A 15,780-nucleotide genomic window follows, 5' to 3' on the forward strand; every position below is an offset into this window, starting at 1 on the left:
CTTCCGGCCGTGATCCCTCCCGGCTTTATCCAAGATTTACTCTCCCGCACCGACATCGTCGACATTGTGGGGCGCCATGTCGAGCTGAAAAAAGCCGGCATCAACCACAAGGGCCTTTGCCCCTTCCACGGCGAAAAGTCGCCCAGCTTCATCGTCAGCCCGACCCGCCAGACCTACCACTGCTTCGGCTGCGGTGTGCACGGCAATGCGGTGGGCTTTTTGATGGAGCACAGCGGCCTGGGCTTCGTCGAAGCCGTGCAAGACCTGGCTCAGCAAGTCGGCATGGTGGTGCCGGAAGACGAGCGCTCGGCCGAAGAGCGCGAACGCGCCGCCCAGCAAAAGCAGCGCCAGGCCACCCTCACCGATGTGCTGGAAAAAGCCAGCGCGCATTACCGTTTGCAGCTGAAAAAGTCGCCGCGGGCGATCGACTACTTGAAAAAGCGCGGCCTCACCGGCCAGATCGCTGCGCAGTTTGCCCTGGGCTACTCCCCCGAAGGCTGGCGCACCCTGGCCAGCGCCTTCCCCAGCTATGACGACCCGCTGCTGGCCGAATCCGGCATGGTGATCGTGCAGAACGCGGACGGCCCCGAGGCCGAGCAAAAGCGCTACGACCGCTTCCGCGACCGCATCATGTTCCCGATCCGCAACGTCACCGGCGAAACCATCGGCTTCGGCGGCCGGGTGCTAGACAAGGGCGAACCCAAATACCTCAACTCGCCCGAAACTCCGGTGTTCAGCAAGGGTCGCGAGTTGTACGGCCTGTTCGAAGCCCGCGCCGGCCTGCGCCAACGCGGCTACGCCTTGGTGGTGGAAGGCTATATGGACGTGGTAGCCCTGGCGCAAAGCGGCTTCAACAATGCCGTGGCCACCCTAGGCACCGCCTGCACGGCCGAGCATGTGCACAAGCTCTTCCGATTCACCGAATCGGTGGTGTTCAGCTTCGACGGCGACGCCGCCGGACGCCGCGCTGCCGGGCGCGCCCTGGAAGCCGCTCTGCCCCACGCCACCGATGTGCGCAGCATCAAATTCCTGTTCCTGCCGGCCGAACATGATCCGGACAGCTATGTGCGGGAGTACGGCGCCGAGGCCTTTGAGCAATGCGTGACCGAGGCCATCCCCTTGTCGCGCCAATTAATGGAATCCAGCGCCGAAGGCTGCGACCTCGGCAGCGCCGAAGGCCGCGCCCGCATGCTGGCCAATGCCAAACCGCTCTGGCAGGCCCTGCCCAATGGCCTGCTCAAGCGCCAATTGCTGGGCGATTTGGCGCGCCGCACGCAATTGCCTGATCAGGAGTTGATGGGCTTGTGGCAAGTCAGCGGCACAACAGGTGGCGGCGGACAGCGGAGCAACCAGCGCGCCGCCAAGCCGCCACAGTCGCAGCAACATCACGACGAATTCGGTCACGACCAGTACCCTGACCTCGACGTTTTCGACAGCCACGGCGGTGACGAGCACTACGACCTCCCCGAGCCCTCCGCCCACGCAGAGGAACCGGCCGGTGGCGGTGCCGCCAAGCCCTGGAAAAAGAAAGAGTGGAAAAAAGACTGGAAACCCAGCGGCAACTGGAAGCGCCGTGGCGAGCCCGAGGACGAAACCATAGGCACGCCGCGCCGCCAGCCCGCCGCCAAGGCCGACCACGCCGTACGCATGTTGCTGCTCAACAGCGACTGGTGGGCGCGCCTGAGCCCGGACGATCATCAACTGCTGCACGAACTACCCGGCGTGCACGGTGAGTTGGTGGCTTGGTTAGAGCGCCATATGGTCAACCACGGCGCCAGCCCTTGGTCGGTGCTCGAAGCCGCCCTGGCCGATGAAGGCTTGCTGCCCGAGGCCAAACGCTTCACCGGCGAGCTGTACAGCGAGGACGAGTCCAAGTTCGAGGACTTTCAAAGCGTCATCAAGGCCTTGTGGCTGTCTCAACTCAAGGCCGAATCCAGTCGCCTGGCCGCCAGCAATCCGCAAGGCGCGGAGTTCGAGCGCTTCAAGCAATTGCTGGAGCGCATTCGTGCCCTGGAGGCAGTCAGCACGCCCGCAGCTTGAGCCTGTTTTGACCATTGCCCGCATTTGGACGATAATTCGCCGTTTTCCGCGCGCGGCAAGAGTGCCCGCAGCGATTTGCCGGACCCGGCCACCCAGCGACACTGGGCGCCCCTTGAGGCATCAAGGCCACCTGTATCCGCCAAGCGCTGCACTGATAAAGGGTCACGCTAACTTGCTCGCGCCACGTTTTGTCCCTGCCCGCTTGCGCGAGCAAACAAAGCGTTAGAAAGCCACCTGGGCCGAGCTCCGCCTTGAAAAGCGTAGTAAACGGCCCCAGGTGGCTACTGCATTGCCTGATCGATTTTTTTACAAAATTTTTTCGGCTCTGAAAAGATTTTTCAAAGCTCGATCCTTTGTTTCTGGCCCGCCCGCCCCCATCCACCCGAGGATTTGCATGACTGCCAAGAAGACCACGCCTACGGCCGAAGTTGACGAGATCAAGAAACCCGCGCCCAAAGTCGTGCGCGTCGTCAAGGCTGCGGCCAAGACTGCCGCAGCAGTAGCAGCGCCAGCAGCAGCGGCCGCCGCTGAAGACAAGCCCAAGCGCGGCCGCAAGCCCAAGGCAGCCACCGAATCCAAAAAGCCCGCCGGCAAGGCCAAGGCTGAGGTGGAAGAAGAAGACTTCTCCGACCTCGAGGCCGACCTCGAAGGCGAGCCGGAAGCCGAAGCTGAAGTGGCCGAAGCCACCGAAGACAAGCCCAAGGCCAAGCCCCTGCGCATGAAGGTCAGCCGCGCCAAAGAGCGCGCGCTGATGCGTGAGTTCGGCCTGGAAGAAACCGCGCTGACGGAAGAAGAGGCCGCCAAGCGCCGCCACGAGCTGAAGACCCTGATCAAGATGGGTAAGACGCGTGGCTTCCTGACGCACCAGGAAATCAACGACCACTTGCCCGAAAAGCTGGTCAACGAGGAAATCCTCGAGGCCATCATTTCCATGTTGAACGACATGGGCATCGCGGTCTACGAGCAGGCGCCTGACGCCGCCACCCTGCTGATCCAGGGCAGCGCCACCGCCACCTCGACCGAAGAAGAAGCCGAAGAAGCCGCCGAAGCCGCCCTGTCCACCGTGGACTCGGAATTCGGCCGCACCACCGACCCGGTCCGCATGTATATGCGCGAAATGGGCACGGTTGAGCTGCTGACCCGCGAAGGCGAAATCGAAATCGCCAAGCGCATCGAAGGCGGCTTGCAAGCCATGATGCTGGCCATCTCGGCCTCGCCCACCACCATCGCTCACATCATCGACCTAGCCGACAAGATCCGCGCCGGCGAGAAGACCATCTCGGAAGTGGTGGACGGTTTCGTCGCCGCCGATGAGGCCGACGACTATGTGGCCGAAGAAGACTTCGACGAATTCGACGAAGAAGACGACGACGACGGCAATGGCGGCTCCAAGGCCCTGACCAAGAAGCTGGAAGAGCTGAAGAACGCCGCCCTGGTCAAGCTGGACTCGCTGGCCGTCAACTTCGACAAGATGCGCAAGGCTTTCGAGAAGGACGGCTACAAGTCGGCCACCTACAACAAGGCCCAGCACGCCATCAGCGCCGAGCTGATGACCATCCGCTTCACCGTCAAGACGATTGAAAAGCTCTGCGATCTGCTGCGCTCGCAAGTGGACGATGTGCGCCGCTACGAGCGCGAGCTGCGCAAGATCGTGGTGGACAAGTGCGGCATGCCGCAGGAGTACTTCATCAAGAGCTTCCCGCCCAATGCGCTGAACCGCGAATGGGCCGAGAAGGAAGTCGCCGCCGGCAAGCCTTACTCCAATGTGCTGGCGCGCAATCTGCCGCCGGTGCAAGAGTTGCAGCAAAAGCTGATCGACATCCAGAGCAAGGCCGTCGTGCCGATTGATGACCTCAAGGACATCAACAAGAAGATGAACGAGGGCGAAAAGGCCTCGCGCGACGCCAAGAAGGAAATGATCGAGGCCAACTTGCGTCTCGTGATCTCCATCGCCAAGAAGTACACCAACCGTGGCCTGCAGTTCCTGGACTTGATCCAGGAAGGCAATATCGGTTTGATGAAGGCGGTGGACAAGTTCGAATACCGTCGCGGCTACAAGTTCTCGACCTACGCCACTTGGTGGATCCGTCAGGCCATCACCCGTTCGATCGCCGATCAGGCCCGCACCATCCGTATCCCGGTGCACATGATCGAAACGATCAACAAGATGAACCGCATCTCGCGCCAGCATTTGCAGGAATTCGGCTTTGAGCCGGATGCCCCGACTCTGGCCGAGAAGATGGAGATTCCTGAAGACAAGATCCGCAAGATCATGAAGATCGCCAAAGAGCCGATCTCCATGGAAACGCCGATCGGTGACGACGACGACAGCCACCTGGGCGACTTCATCGAGGACACCAACAACACCGCGCCAATCGAAGCAGCGATGCAAGCCGGCCTGCGCGATGTGGTGAAGGACATCCTCGACAGCCTGACCCCGCGCGAAGCCAAGGTGCTGCGCATGCGCTTCGGCATCGAAATGAGCACGGACCACACGCTGGAAGAAGTCGGCAAGCAATTCGACGTCACCCGCGAGCGCATCCGCCAGATCGAAGCCAAGGCCATCCGCAAGCTCAAGCACCCGAGCCGTTCGGACAAGCTGCGTACGTATCTGGACAATCTCTGATTGGATGAATAGGTAGCTGAGCGCCTAGCGCTTGCTTGATACAGAAAGATCGTTGATAGACTGCAAAAAGGGCTGGAGCAATCCAGCCCTTTTTTATTGGGCTTTTCAAGTCATTGCTCAGCAAGCGCGCAGCTAAACTGCGAAAAAATTTGCTGTTTAGCCCTCAGCCTTCACCATGACCCAAATCCGGGAGCGCACTGTCTTGTTTGCCGATCTACGCGGCAGCACAGCGCTTTTCGAAACCTTGGGCAATGCCGAAGCCACCTCGGTGGTGACGCACACCGTCAATTTGGTGGGGCAAGCCGTCACCGAATGTCACGGCAAGCTGATCAAGACCCTGGGCGATGGCCTGATGGCCGTTTTTGAGGTTCCGCGAGACGGCGTGCTTTCCGCTATCCGCATGCACGAGTTGTTGGAGCGCGTGGTGGCACGCGGCAAGCAACATGGCGCCTCGGCCGGCCTGCGCTCGCTGCGCATGCAAGTGGCCCTGGCGCGCGGCGAAGTGGTGGAGATGAATGGCGATTGCTTTGGCGATGCCGTCAACGTGTCCGCCCGCTTGCTCAATCATGCCGGCGACAACGAAACCCTGATCACCGCCGAGGTGCTGCAAGGCCTGGGCAGCGTGCTCAGGTCGCGCTTTCGCAGCCTGGACCTGATCGCGGTGCGTGGCCGCAGCGAACCCGTGCATGTGCATGTGCTGGACCAACCCAGCCACGGCGCCACCGGCGACATGGCCGCCACCCAGTTCGGCGAGGTGATGCAGTCAGTTGAACCCGATGGCATACGCCTACAGTGGCTGGACCTGGACCGTGTGTTTGATATCGACAGCATGCCCATCGTGCTGGGCCGCAGTGTGCAAGCCACCTACTGCATCACCGACGGCCGCGTATCCCGCTCACACGCCCGCATCGACTGGCATGGTGGCAGCTTCTCCATCACCGACCTCAGCTACAACGGCACTTTTGTCCGCTTTGGCAGCGCCGGCGAAACCGTCAGTCTCAAGCGCGGCAGTTGCACCCTACATGGCAGCGGCGTCATCGGCCTCGGTAGCCCGCCCATCGACGCCACCTCGCCGGTGGTGCGCTTTGAGGTGCTGCATTTTGCAGAGACCCAACCCCAACACCTCGGCACGTCCGCACGCAGCCGACTTTGAACCCCCTATGCGCTTTCGCATCATGCGCGGCTCGGCCGGGGCGTTCGCGCCCAGCAGCAAGCATCGTGTCACGAGGCTGAGCGCCGCCTCAAACTGGCCTTGGCATGGCTGCACGACCCAACGCCGCGCAAGCGCTGAATGCAGCGCCCGATTCAACGCCTGATGCAGCACCTTAGCCCCGCCTTGGCCCGCGCAAGCATGACAAGTCGCGGCAACAACCCCAGGCCGAAAATGGGCTCGCCGCGCGCTTACCATCCGGCATGCTGACGCGCCGCAACACCTTGTTGAGATTGGCTGCCCCCGTGCTGGGTTCGCTATGCGCCGGCCATACGGCAAGGGCGGCGCAGCCTCCGCAAAGCCAGGCGGCGGAGCCGCGCGAGACGCTTTCACCCGCACTCTCAGCCTCGCCCACGGCCGCACCCACACGTGCGCGTGCGGCAGCGCAAACGCCCACTCGCCTGCTTCTCTTGACCACGGAGTACGCGCCCTATATGAGCGGCAGCAGTGCCGATGGCGGCGTGGCGCTCGCCCTGGGCCGCGCCGCGCTGGAGCGTGCCGGCATCGCGGCGGAAATCCAGTTCAGGCCCTGGGCTCGCGTCATCGCGGAGGCCGAGCGAGGCGGCGCCGATGGGGTTCTGGGCATTTGGTATGAGGCCTCGCGCGAGCGCTATCTCGCCTATTCGCAGGCGCTGGGCATCAGCAACCGAATCGGTTTCATCGCCCGCGTCGGCAGCATGATGGCTGTCGATGATTTGTTTCGCTTGCGGCAAGTGCCCGGGCTGCGCATCGGCACTGTGCGGGGATACGCCAATCCACCACGCTTCGAGGAAATGGGTTTCCAGACCGACCTGGCGATCGATGACGTCAGCAATCTGCGCAAATTACTGGCGGGCCGCGTTGATCTGGTGCTGATCGACAAAGGCGTCGCCTTTCATCTCTTGCAAACACAGCTGCAAAGCGTCGCCGCGCAGTTCCAATGGCTGGAGCCAGCCCTTGCGGACATGCCGCTGCATATGGCCTTGACCCGGCGCCGCGCTGATCACCCTGCCGTGCTGCGCGACATCAACCGAGGCTTGGCCGAGCTGCGTGACAGCGGCGATATGGCCAGGATCCTCAAGCGCAGCGCTGACTGGTTCTAAGCCCGGTTCGCCACTCGGCCTGGCCACGCGCAGCAGCTGAATGAAGACCCACGTTGGCCCGACGTCCAATGGCAGCGCTGCGATTCAAATTGACAAGGCTTGCAGCAGATCCGGAGCTCGGTCGCTTGGCTAGACTGTGTCCATGACTTCATTTCACCGCCGCAGCCTTCCCGATGACTTGATCGCCTTTGCCAGCCCGCGCGGGCGGGCCATGTTGATTGAATCGCTGGCGGCGGGAGACGGCGCGGCGTTCTATCCGCTGGTCGCGCATTTGCACACTCAGGCCGAACCTGCCTGGTGCGGTTTTGGCACCTTGGTCACGGTGCTCAACGCCCTGGAGATTGACCCCGGCCGCGTCTGGAAAGGTGCTTGGCGCTTTTTTGGCGAGGAGTTGTTGAACTGCTGCAAATCGATGGAGTTGGCCGCCGCCGAAGGCCTTTCGCTGACCGAAGTGGCTTGCCTAGCGCAATGCAATGGCGCCTCCACGCAGCTGCAGCATGCCGAAGAAGGCGGCCTGGCCGCCTTCACAGAAATCTTGCTGTCTTCCCTGCGGGCGCCTGCCGGGCCCTTTGTGGTGGCCAACTACGACCGCGCCGCGCTCGGGCAAACAGGGGCCGGCCATTTCTCGCCCCTGGCGGCTTGGCATGCGGCTAGCCAACAGGTGCTGGTGCTGGACGTAGCCCGGTTCAAATACCCACCGCATTGGGTGCCACTGGCGCGCCTGTGGCAGGCCATGCAGGTGCCCGACCCGTCCACCACCAAGGCACGGGGCTATCTGGTGATCGACCGCAGCGATCAGCCCAGGCCGCCCGCGGACCTGAGCGGACTGATGAGTTGCCTGCACAGCGTCGCGCCACCGGCGATGCCGCCCGCGTCCATGCAAGCAGACCCCAGCCACTGAGCGAGCAGCGGCTATCGCGCACCTGCTTGTGAGGTGAATACCCGTACGGCAGGCCACTCACCGCAAGACTTCGCCGAGCTTGCGACAATGCCCCCATGAGCGCCCCCAAACCCGAAGCCCCCTACGCCCACGGCACAGCCCCCAAGACTGCCGTGCTGTTTTGCAACCTCGGCACGCCAGACGCGCCCACCCCCGCCGCACTGCGCCGCTACCTGGGCCAGTTCCTCAGTGACCCACGCGTGGTGGAGATCCCGCGCCTGGTCTGGAAGCTCATCCTGCACGGGGTGATCCTGCGCGTACGGCCGGCCAAATCGGCGGCCAAATACGCCAGCGTCTGGACCAGTGAAGGCTCGCCGCTCAAGGTCTGGACCGAGAAGCAAGCCAAGCTGCTGCAAGGCCTGTTGGGCGAGCGCGGCCACGCTGTATCTGTGCGTTATGCCATGCGCTATGGCTCACCGGCAATTGCCGCCACACTCGATGCCTTGCGGGCCGAGGGTGTGACCCGGGTGCTGGTCTTGCCGGCCTACCCGCAGTACTCCGGCGCCACCACGGCCAGCGTGGTGGACGATGTGGCGCGCTGGGCCCTGCGCACCCGCCACCTGCCCGAGCTGCGCTTCGTCAACCGCTACCACGACGATCCCGGCCACATCGCCGCGCTGGCGCAAAGCGTGCGCCAGTACTGGGCCGCCAACGGCCGCCCCGAGCGCCTGGTGATGAGTTTCCACGGCATGCCCGCACGCACCCTGGAGCTGGGCGATCCCTACCACTGCGAGTGTCTGAAGACCGGCCGCTTGCTGGCCGAGAGCTTGGGGCTCAGCGCCTCGGAATACACCGTCACCTTCCAGAGCCGTTTCGGCAAGGCCAAATGGCTGCAGCCCTATACCGAGCCGACGCTGAAAAAGCTGGCCGCGGATGGCCTCAAGCATGTTGCGGTGATCTGCCCCGGCTTCAGCGCCGACTGCCTGGAGACGCTGGAAGAAATCAATATGGAAGCGCGCGAGGCCTTTTTGCACGCCGGCGGCCAGCGCTACGACTACATCCCTTGCCTGAATGATTCCCCCGAAGGCATGCGCGCCCTGGCGGCGCTGACGGAGCGCCATCTGCAAGGCTGGCCCACCAAGGAGCCGGTCGATACGGCCGCCCTGAAGTGCCAGCGTGAGCGAGCCATCCAGGCGGGTGCCGCGAACTGATCGAACAAAAAAGGCGCACTGTGAAGTGCGCCTTTTTTGTTGGGGCTAGCTCGCTCAGCGGCTGCGCGCCTGTTTGCGCCAGGCCAGCAAGCGTGGCAGCACGATCAGTGTGGCCAGCACCAGCAGCAAGAAGGCTGACATTGGCCGCTCCATGAACACACCCCAGTGGCCTTCGCCGATCGAGATGGCATTGCGCAACTGCGCCTCGGCCAAGGGGCCCAGAATCATGCCCACCACCACCGGTGCGGTCGGGAAGCGGTAGCGCCGCATCACCACACCCAGAATGCCAATGCCGTAGAGCAAGACCAGATCGAAGGCACTCTGGCGCATGCCGTACACACCCACGGTGGCGAAGATCAGAATGCCCGCATACAGCGGCGCCTTCGGCAGCTTGAGCAGCTTGACCCACAGACCCACCAGGGGCAGGTTGAGGATCAAAAGCATCACATTGCCGATGTAGAGCGATGCGATCAAGGCCCAGACCAGCGCGCCATTGGTGTCGAACAACTGCGGACCGGGCTGGATGCCGTAGTTCTGGAAGGCCCCCAGCAGAATCGCCGCCGTGTTGCTGGTCGGGATGCCCAGGGTCAGCAGCGGAATCAGCGTGGCCGTGATGGCCGCGTTGTTCGCCGCCTCTGGCCCGGCTACGCCTTCGATGGCGCCGGTGCTGCCAAAAGCCTGCTTGTCCTTGGACAGCTTCTTTTCGGTGGCATAGCTCAGAAAGGTCGGGATCTCGCTGCCGCCGGCCGGAATGCAGCCAAAGGGGAAGCCGATGAAGGTGCCGCGCAGCCAGGCCGGCCAGGAACGGCTCCACTCCGACAGGGTCATGTGCACCTTGCCCATGCGGTTTTGCGTGTCCACTTCCTTGCCCTGGTAGAGCACGGCGTACAGCGCCTCGGCCACGGCAAACAAGCCCACCGCGATCAACACCACTTCGAAGCCGTCCATCAACTCCGGCACATTGGCGGTGTAGCGCGCCTGGCCGGAGATCTGGTCGATGCCGACCAGGCCCAGGGCCAAGCCCAGGCCCAAGGCCGTCAGCCCGCGCACCATACTCTGCCCCAGCACGGCGCTGACCGTGATGAAGGCCAGCACCATCAGCAGGAAATACTCCGGCGGGCCCAGCAGCACCGCGTACTTGGCAACCAAGGGCGCGAACAGCGTCACCAAGACGGTGGCAATGGTGCCCGCCACAAAGGAGCCCACCGCCGCCGTGGCCAGGGCCGCACCAGCGCGGCCGCTCTTGGCCATTTTGTTGCCTTCCAGCGCCGTCACCATCGAACCGGCTTCACCGGGCGTGTTGAGCAGAATCGAGGTGGTGGAGCCGCCATACATGGCGCCGTAGTAAATGCCCGCGAAGAAGATCATCGAGGCGGTCGGGTCGACCTTGAGCGTAATCGGCAGCAGCATGGCCACGGCCGTGGCCGGGCCAATGCCGGGCAAGACGCCCACTGCCGTGCCAATGGTGCAACCCACCAGCGCCCACATCAAATTGACCGGCGTGCCTGCAGTGGCAAAACCCTGCAGCAATTGATTCCAAACATCCAACATCAAATCCACCCACTCGTCGTCAGGCCCGGCAAGCTGATTGCCAGCAATTGGGTGAAGCACCAGAACACCGGCGCGGAGATCGCCATGCCCACCAAAGCATCCAGCAGCCAGATGCGCGGGCTCAGATCCAGCCGGTCCTCCGCCGAGCGAAAGCCGCGGATGGCCAGCACATAGCACAGCGTGCAGCTGAGAATGAAGCCCAGCGTGGTGATGGCAAAGGCATTCAAGAGCATGCCAGCCGACACCCAGGCAAAGCCGGCCCAGTGGCCGTGCTCGGCCCCGTCAGCGTCACCCATATCGGGGAAACCGCCACGGCAGGCCTGCCAAACCAGGCGGGCGGCACAGGCCGTCAGCAGGCCGGCGACCAGCCAGGGCAGAAAGTTAGGCGCCACGCCGCCATAGCCGGCATCGCTGGAGATCGACAATGCGCCCCAGCCCAGCACCAGGGCCAGCGCCAGCACGCCGCCGGCGACGGCCACTTGCCGTAAATTGACGCCTTCCTTGACGCTTTCAGCGCCGACCGAGCCGCTCATCAAAGCATGCCGCTCTTGACCATCACGGCGCGCAGGCTCGCGAACTCGTCGTCGACGAATTTTTCGAAAGCCGCGCCGGTCAGCAAGGCGCTGGTCCAGTTGTTCTTGTCCAGCGATTCCTGCCAGGACTTGGTCTTGGTGGCGGCGACGACCAGATCGGTCAAGGCCTTGCGTTGCGCCTCGGTGATGCCGGGCGCGCCATAAACGCCGCGCCAGTTGCCGATCACCACGTCCAAGCCCAGCTCGCGCAGCGTGGGCACATTGACGCCCTTCAGGCGCGTGTCCGAGGTGATGGCCAGGGCGCGCATCTTGCCGCTCTCGATGTACTGCGAGAACTCGCTGTAGCCGCTGCCGCCGATGGTGACATTGCCACCCAGGATGGCAGCCGTGGCCTCACCGCCGCCGCGGAAGGCAACGTAGTTGATCTTGCTCGGGTCCACACCGGCGGCACGCGCCACCATGGCAGCGGCGATGTGCTCGGTCGAACCACGTGAACCACCGCCCCACTTGACGCTGCCGGGGTCTTTCTTGAGCTGAGCAATCACATCGGCCATGGTCTTGAAGGGCGAGCTGGCGGGCAGCACGAAGACGTTGTACTCGCTGGTCAGGCGCGCGATGGGCGTGGCCTTGTCCAGCGTCACCGGGGGGCGGCCGGTAATCAAGCCGCCCAGCATCACAGCGCCCATCACCATCAGCGCATTGCCCTCGCCCTTGTTGGCGTTGACGAACTGCGCCAGGCCGATGGCGCCGGCCGCGCCGCCCTTGTTCTCGTAGTTGACCGAATTGGCCAGGCCGCCTTCTTGCAGGGCCTTGCCCAGGGCGCGGCCGGTGGTGTCCCAGCCGCCGCCCGGGTTGGCAGGCAACATCATCTTCAGGTTGGCGCCCGAGGCGCGCGCCGCTAGCGGCAGGCCACCGGCCGCCGTCAATGCCAATAAAGACTTCAGAAAAGTATCGCGACGCATGCTTGTCTCCTGGTTTTATAAATGGGCAGCTTGGCGCACGCCCAATGGGCTGGGAACGGGTGAGAAATTATGTCCCCTGCAAGCGGCGGCAAGGCTGCAAACAGTGGGCGCCGGCAAAGCGCAAGAAGGCCCTTGCGGCGCTCAGTTCCAAGCCCTGCATGGTGCTGGGTCAGCCTGTCAGTTTGCTGTCCAGGAACTGCGGGTAAACCTGGGGTTACGAAACTCGCCCGCACGCTACGCCGCCGCTGGTATCGTGCCGCCATGAACCTGCTGCTGATCGAAGACAACATCGCCATGCAGACCGCTTTGCAGCGCTCTTTCGAGCGCCGCGGCATCCACGTCACCACCTGCGGCGACGGCGCCTTGGCGCTGGCGCGCTGGCGCGAATGCCGGCCCGACGTGGTCTTGCTGGACCTTTCCCTGCCCGGCCGCGATGGCCTGGACGTGCTGTCCGACGCGCGGGCCGAAAACCTCAGCACGCCCGTCATCATCCTGACCGCGCGCGGCACGGTGGGGGATCGCATCCTGGGCCTGAATATCGGCGCCGACGACTATCTGCCCAAGCCCTTTGACCTGGACGAGTTGGAGGCTCGCGTGCGCGCACTGGCCAGGCGCCGCCGCAGCGCCGGCCAGTCCGCACCATCCAGCGCGTCAGCCCTGACGCAGCAGGCTATCGAAGCCCCAAGCTTTTGCGGCCTGCGTGCCGACCACGAAAGCGGCGCCGTCTATCACATGGGCCTGGCGCTGGAGCTGCCGCCGCGCGAAGCCGCCCTGCTGCGCGCCCTACTGGCGCGGCCGGGCCAGGCAGTGGCCAAGGAGCGCCTGAGCAGCCTGGTGTTTGGCGACGCGGTGGACGTGCAGCCGGATGCCATCGAGGTGGTGGCCTACCGCCTGCGCAAAAAGCTCAGCGCCACTCAGGCGCGCTTGGTGACGCTGCGCGGCCTGGGCTATTTGCTCAAGGCCGAGCCATGAGCGGCGGCGCATGAAGTCGTGGCTACTCGGTCTGGGCCAACGTTTCGGCCAAGGTATAGGTCGCTGGTCCATGCGCAGCCAGTTGCTGCTCGGCATCTTGCTGCCGGTGGGCATGTTGGTCGGGCTCAATGCCTACCGGCTTTACTTCGACGCCCTGGCCGCCGTGGACACCGCTTACGACCGCAGCCTGCTGGCCTCGGCCAAGGCGATCGGCGAGCAGCTCGATGTGCGTAATAACGGCGGCGTGCCCACGCTGCAAGCAACCGTGCCCTACTCCGCGCTGGAAGCCTTTGAAGCCGACAACCGCAGCCGCATGTATTACAAGGTCAGCGGCTTCAAGGGTGAGCTGGTCTCGGGTTTTGGCGACCTGCCCGCCTGGCATGGGCGGATTCCGGCGCGCGGCATCTACGCAGCCCTGGTCGATTTTTACGACGATGTCTACCAAGGCGAGCCGGTCCGCGTCGCCGTGCTGCTGCAGCCAGTGGCCGATGAAGACGGCATGGGCGTGGCCACCATCCAGGTGGCCGAAACCCTGCAACTGCGCCGCACCCTGGCCCACAGGGTGCTGCAATCAACGCTCTGGCATCAGGCCGCCTTGTTGGCGGTGATTGCCGCGGTGGTGTGGCTGGTGGTGCAAGGCGCCACCCGGCCGGTGCGTGAACTCAGCCGCGCCATCACCGCCCGCGAGGGCGACGATTTGCGCCCCATCCACGCGCCCGCCGCCCCCGCCGAGCTGAGCCCGCTGATCGCCGCCATCAATGCCGCCTGGGACCGCCAAGCCAATTTGCTCGCGCACCAAAAGCGCTTTGTGCGCGACGCCTCCCACCAACTGCGCACACCGCTGGCGGTGCTGAAGGTGCAGGTGCAATCAGCCCAGCGCGGCGACTTAGGCCCGATGCAAGCGATCAACGAAATTGGCCAGACCGTGGACGGCGCCACCAACCTCGCCAACCAGATGCTGGCCCTGGCCAAGGTGGAGCAGTTGCGCCAGCAAGGCGACCCACCGCTGCAAGACTGGGCCGACACCGTGCGCGAAGTGGCGCTGGATCTGGCGCCCCTGATCGCCGACGCCGGCCTGGACTTCGAGCTGGACACGCAGAGCTGCCCGGTGCTGGGTCACCCCTGGGCGCTGCGCGAGCTGGTGCGCAATCTGCTGCACAACGCCGTCAAACACAGCCCGCCGCTGGGCCAGCTGAGCGTGAGCTTGCGCAATAGCGGCGGCCAGGCCGAACTCGCGATTGCCGACAGCGGCCCTGGCATCACCCCCAGCCTGCGGCCACGCCTGATGCAGCCCTTTGCCAGCGGCTCACCCGGCGGCGCGGGCCTTGGGCTGGCGATCTGCCGTGAGATCGTGCAATCGATGGGCGGCCAGTTGAGCCTGGAAAACCGCGCGGCCGACGCAGGCTCGGGCTCGGGCGCCGGCCTGATCGCGCGGGTGCGCCTACCCATCGCGACCCCGGCGCGCTTGGCGGACAATGCCGCCACATGAAGCACCCAGCCGCCGCCACAGACAAGAAAACCGCCAAGGCCGATGGCCTGCGCCTGGACAAATGGCTCTGGGCGGCGCGTTTTTTCAAGACCCGCGCCCTGGCGGCCGAGGAGATCGGCCATGGCCGGGTGCAGATCAATGGCTTGGTGGCCAAGGCCTCGCGCGAAATGAAGCTCGGGGACTTGGTGCGCCTGCGCCAGGGTCAGGTCTTGCGTGAGGTGTGGGTGCGCGGCTTGAGTCACGCCCGCGGCCCCGCGCCACAAGCCCAAGCCCTGTACGAAGAGACGCCCGAGAGCATCGCCCTGCGCGAACATGCCGCCGAACAGCGCCGCCTCGCCCCCGAACCCGCCCAAACCATCACCCAGGGCCGGCCAACCAAGCAAGACCGCCGACGCCTGTCTGAATGGGACCGCTGGAGCGCCAGCGACGAAGGCTGAGGAGCCCACGGCCGCCGTCGAACCGGGGCGAGTTTCCGGCCCAAAGAACATGCTCACAGCAGGCCCAAAAACTGGCCAAGCGCGGGTCGAAGCCAAGCCGGAGTCCGAGCGCCCAGGGTTTCCATCCGATAATCGCCCATTTTTCGGCCTAATCGCCCTCTTGAACTGGGGGTTTTCGCGCCCATATGTCGGCCACTGCCTCTCAATAGCATCATGACAACAGCTCAAACACCCAACCCCGATTCCTCCAGTGACCAGCCCGAAGTCGCCGCAGCGGTGAACGCTGAGCCGACGGTCGAGGCCAAGCTGGCCGAAGTGGAAGCCCGCCTGTCCGAGATGTCTGACGCCTATCTGCGCGCCAAGGCCGAGGTGGAAAACATCCGCCGCCGCTCGGAAGAAGAGATGTCCAAGGCGCGCAAGTTCGCCGTGGAGTCTTTCGCCGAAGGCCTGTTGCCGGTGATGGACAGCATGGAAGCCGCCATCGCCATGCCCGACGCCAAGGTGGAAACGGTGCTCGAAGGCGTGCACGCTACCAAGCGCCAGCTGGCCAGCGCCCTGGAGCGCAACAAGGTGCTGGAGATCAACCCCGCCGCCGGCACCAAGTTCGACCCGCATCAGCATCAAGCCATTTCGATGGTGCCGGCCGAGCAAGACCCCAACACCGTGGTGGCCGTGCTGCAAAAGGGCTATTCCATTGCCGAGCGCGTGCTGCGCCCCGCTTTGGTGACCGTTTCGGCCCCGCGTTAAACAAAATTACGACATTTCGGGCGATTGGCAGCACAAAGCC

The 15,780-nt window shown here is 64.3% G+C and carries 13 protein-coding genes; 10 read left to right on the forward strand and 3 right to left on the reverse strand.

Annotated elements, in window-relative coordinates:
- Window positions 1-9 precede the first annotated feature (9 nt).
- The 6 genes from dnaG (at window position 10) to hemH (ending at window position 9,049) form a co-directional block, all read left to right on the forward strand.
- Complete coding sequence (dnaG, locus tag AABB87_RS13955; RefSeq protein ID WP_341971804.1) at window positions 10-2,040, forward strand: DNA primase; 2,031 nt, start codon at window positions 10-12, stop codon at window positions 2,038-2,040.
- 394 nt (window positions 2,041-2,434) lie between these two features.
- Entirely contained in the window at window positions 2,435-4,666 is a 2,232-nt protein-coding gene (rpoD, locus tag AABB87_RS13960; protein ID WP_341971805.1) for an RNA polymerase sigma factor RpoD, read from the forward strand.
- A gap of 175 nt (window positions 4,667-4,841) precedes the next feature.
- A complete protein-coding gene (locus tag AABB87_RS13965) occupies window positions 4,842-5,819 on the forward strand; it encodes an adenylate/guanylate cyclase domain-containing protein (RefSeq protein WP_341971806.1) in 978 nt (325 codons plus the stop codon).
- A gap of 260 nt (window positions 5,820-6,079) precedes the next feature.
- Window positions 6,080-6,958, forward strand: a complete 879-nt coding sequence (locus tag AABB87_RS13970; protein WP_341971807.1) for a substrate-binding periplasmic protein — start codon at window positions 6,080-6,082, stop codon at window positions 6,956-6,958.
- 142 nt (window positions 6,959-7,100) lie between these two features.
- A complete protein-coding gene (locus AABB87_RS13975) occupies window positions 7,101-7,859 on the forward strand; it encodes a phytochelatin synthase family protein (protein ID WP_341971808.1) in 759 nt (252 codons plus the stop codon).
- A 95-nt stretch (window positions 7,860-7,954) separates the two neighbouring features.
- A complete protein-coding gene (hemH, locus tag AABB87_RS13980) occupies window positions 7,955-9,049 on the forward strand; it encodes a ferrochelatase (protein WP_341971809.1) in 1,095 nt (364 codons plus the stop codon).
- Between the two features lie 54 nt (window positions 9,050-9,103).
- On the opposite strand, the gene AABB87_RS13985 is transcribed toward hemH, so the two are convergent.
- Genes AABB87_RS13985 through AABB87_RS13995 form a run of 3 tightly spaced genes read right to left on the reverse strand, consistent with a single transcriptional unit; the run spans window position 9,104 to window position 12,095 of the window.
- On the reverse strand, window positions 9,104-10,600 hold the full coding sequence (locus AABB87_RS13985; protein WP_341971878.1) for a tripartite tricarboxylate transporter permease: 1,497 nt from the start codon (window positions 10,598-10,600) through the stop codon (window positions 9,104-9,106).
- Window positions 10,600-11,133: a tripartite tricarboxylate transporter TctB family protein gene (locus AABB87_RS13990; protein WP_341971810.1), complete on the reverse strand. Its 534-nt coding sequence runs from the start codon at window positions 11,131-11,133 to the stop codon at window positions 10,600-10,602. The genes AABB87_RS13985 and AABB87_RS13990 overlap by 1 nt, the downstream gene beginning before the upstream one ends.
- Window positions 11,133-12,095, reverse strand: coding sequence for a Bug family tripartite tricarboxylate transporter substrate binding protein (locus tag AABB87_RS13995; protein ID WP_341971812.1), 963 nt, complete (start codon window positions 12,093-12,095; stop codon window positions 11,133-11,135). Before AABB87_RS13995 ends, AABB87_RS13990 begins: the two co-directional genes overlap by 1 nt.
- A gap of 261 nt (window positions 12,096-12,356) precedes the next feature.
- On the opposite strand from AABB87_RS13995, the gene AABB87_RS14000 reads away from it, so the two are divergent.
- The 4 genes from AABB87_RS14000 (at window position 12,357) to grpE (ending at window position 15,740) form a co-directional block, all read left to right on the forward strand.
- Window positions 12,357-13,067, forward strand: coding sequence for a response regulator transcription factor (locus AABB87_RS14000; RefSeq protein WP_341971813.1), 711 nt, complete (start codon window positions 12,357-12,359; stop codon window positions 13,065-13,067).
- Between the two features lie 10 nt (window positions 13,068-13,077).
- Window positions 13,078-14,556: a sensor histidine kinase gene (locus AABB87_RS14005; RefSeq protein WP_341971814.1), complete on the forward strand. Its 1,479-nt coding sequence runs from the start codon at window positions 13,078-13,080 to the stop codon at window positions 14,554-14,556.
- Entirely contained in the window at window positions 14,553-14,993 is a 441-nt protein-coding gene (locus tag AABB87_RS14010; RefSeq protein ID WP_341971815.1) for an RNA-binding S4 domain-containing protein, read from the forward strand. The genes AABB87_RS14005 and AABB87_RS14010 overlap by 4 nt, the downstream gene beginning before the upstream one ends.
- Before the next feature lie 213 nt (window positions 14,994-15,206).
- Window positions 15,207-15,740 carry a nucleotide exchange factor GrpE gene (gene grpE, locus AABB87_RS14015; protein WP_341971816.1) on the forward strand — a complete coding sequence of 178 codons (534 nt, stop codon included), beginning with the start codon at window positions 15,207-15,209 and terminating at the stop codon, window positions 15,738-15,740.
- The last annotated feature ends 40 nt before the right edge of the window (window positions 15,741-15,780 follow it).

The sequence above is a fragment of the Roseateles sp. PN1 genome, from assembly GCF_038419725.1.
In the GTDB taxonomy this organism is placed as follows: Bacteria; Pseudomonadota; Gammaproteobacteria; order Burkholderiales; family Burkholderiaceae_C; genus Paucibacter_A.

Bases quoted from the DNA above. Each gene is read 5' to 3' on its own strand.
- AABB87_RS13965 (WP_341971806.1), top strand. From the start codon at position 4,842: ATGACCCAAATCCGGGAGCGCACTGTCTTGTTTGCCGATCTACGCGGC.
- AABB87_RS13970 (WP_341971807.1), top strand. From the start codon at position 6,080: ATGCTGACGCGCCGCAACACCTTGTTGAGATTGGCTGCCCCCGTGCTG.
- AABB87_RS14010 (WP_341971815.1), top strand. From the start codon at position 14,553: ATGAAGCACCCAGCCGCCGCCACAGACAAGAAAACCGCCAAGGCCGAT.
- AABB87_RS13990 (WP_341971810.1), bottom strand. From the start codon at position 11,133: ATGAGCGGCTCGGTCGGCGCTGAAAGCGTCAAGGAAGGCGTCAATTTA.
- AABB87_RS13995 (WP_341971812.1), bottom strand. From the start codon at position 12,095: ATGCGTCGCGATACTTTTCTGAAGTCTTTATTGGCATTGACGGCGGCC.
- hemH (WP_341971809.1), top strand. From the start codon at position 7,955: ATGAGCGCCCCCAAACCCGAAGCCCCCTACGCCCACGGCACAGCCCCC.
- AABB87_RS14000 (WP_341971813.1), top strand. From the start codon at position 12,357: ATGAACCTGCTGCTGATCGAAGACAACATCGCCATGCAGACCGCTTTG.
- AABB87_RS14005 (WP_341971814.1), top strand. From the start codon at position 13,078: ATGAAGTCGTGGCTACTCGGTCTGGGCCAACGTTTCGGCCAAGGTATA.
- AABB87_RS13985 (WP_341971878.1), bottom strand. From the start codon at position 10,600: ATGTTGGATGTTTGGAATCAATTGCTGCAGGGTTTTGCCACTGCAGGC.
- rpoD (WP_341971805.1), top strand. From the start codon at position 2,435: ATGACTGCCAAGAAGACCACGCCTACGGCCGAAGTTGACGAGATCAAG.
- grpE (WP_341971816.1), top strand. From the start codon at position 15,207: ATGACAACAGCTCAAACACCCAACCCCGATTCCTCCAGTGACCAGCCC.
- AABB87_RS13975 (WP_341971808.1), top strand. From the start codon at position 7,101: ATGACTTCATTTCACCGCCGCAGCCTTCCCGATGACTTGATCGCCTTT.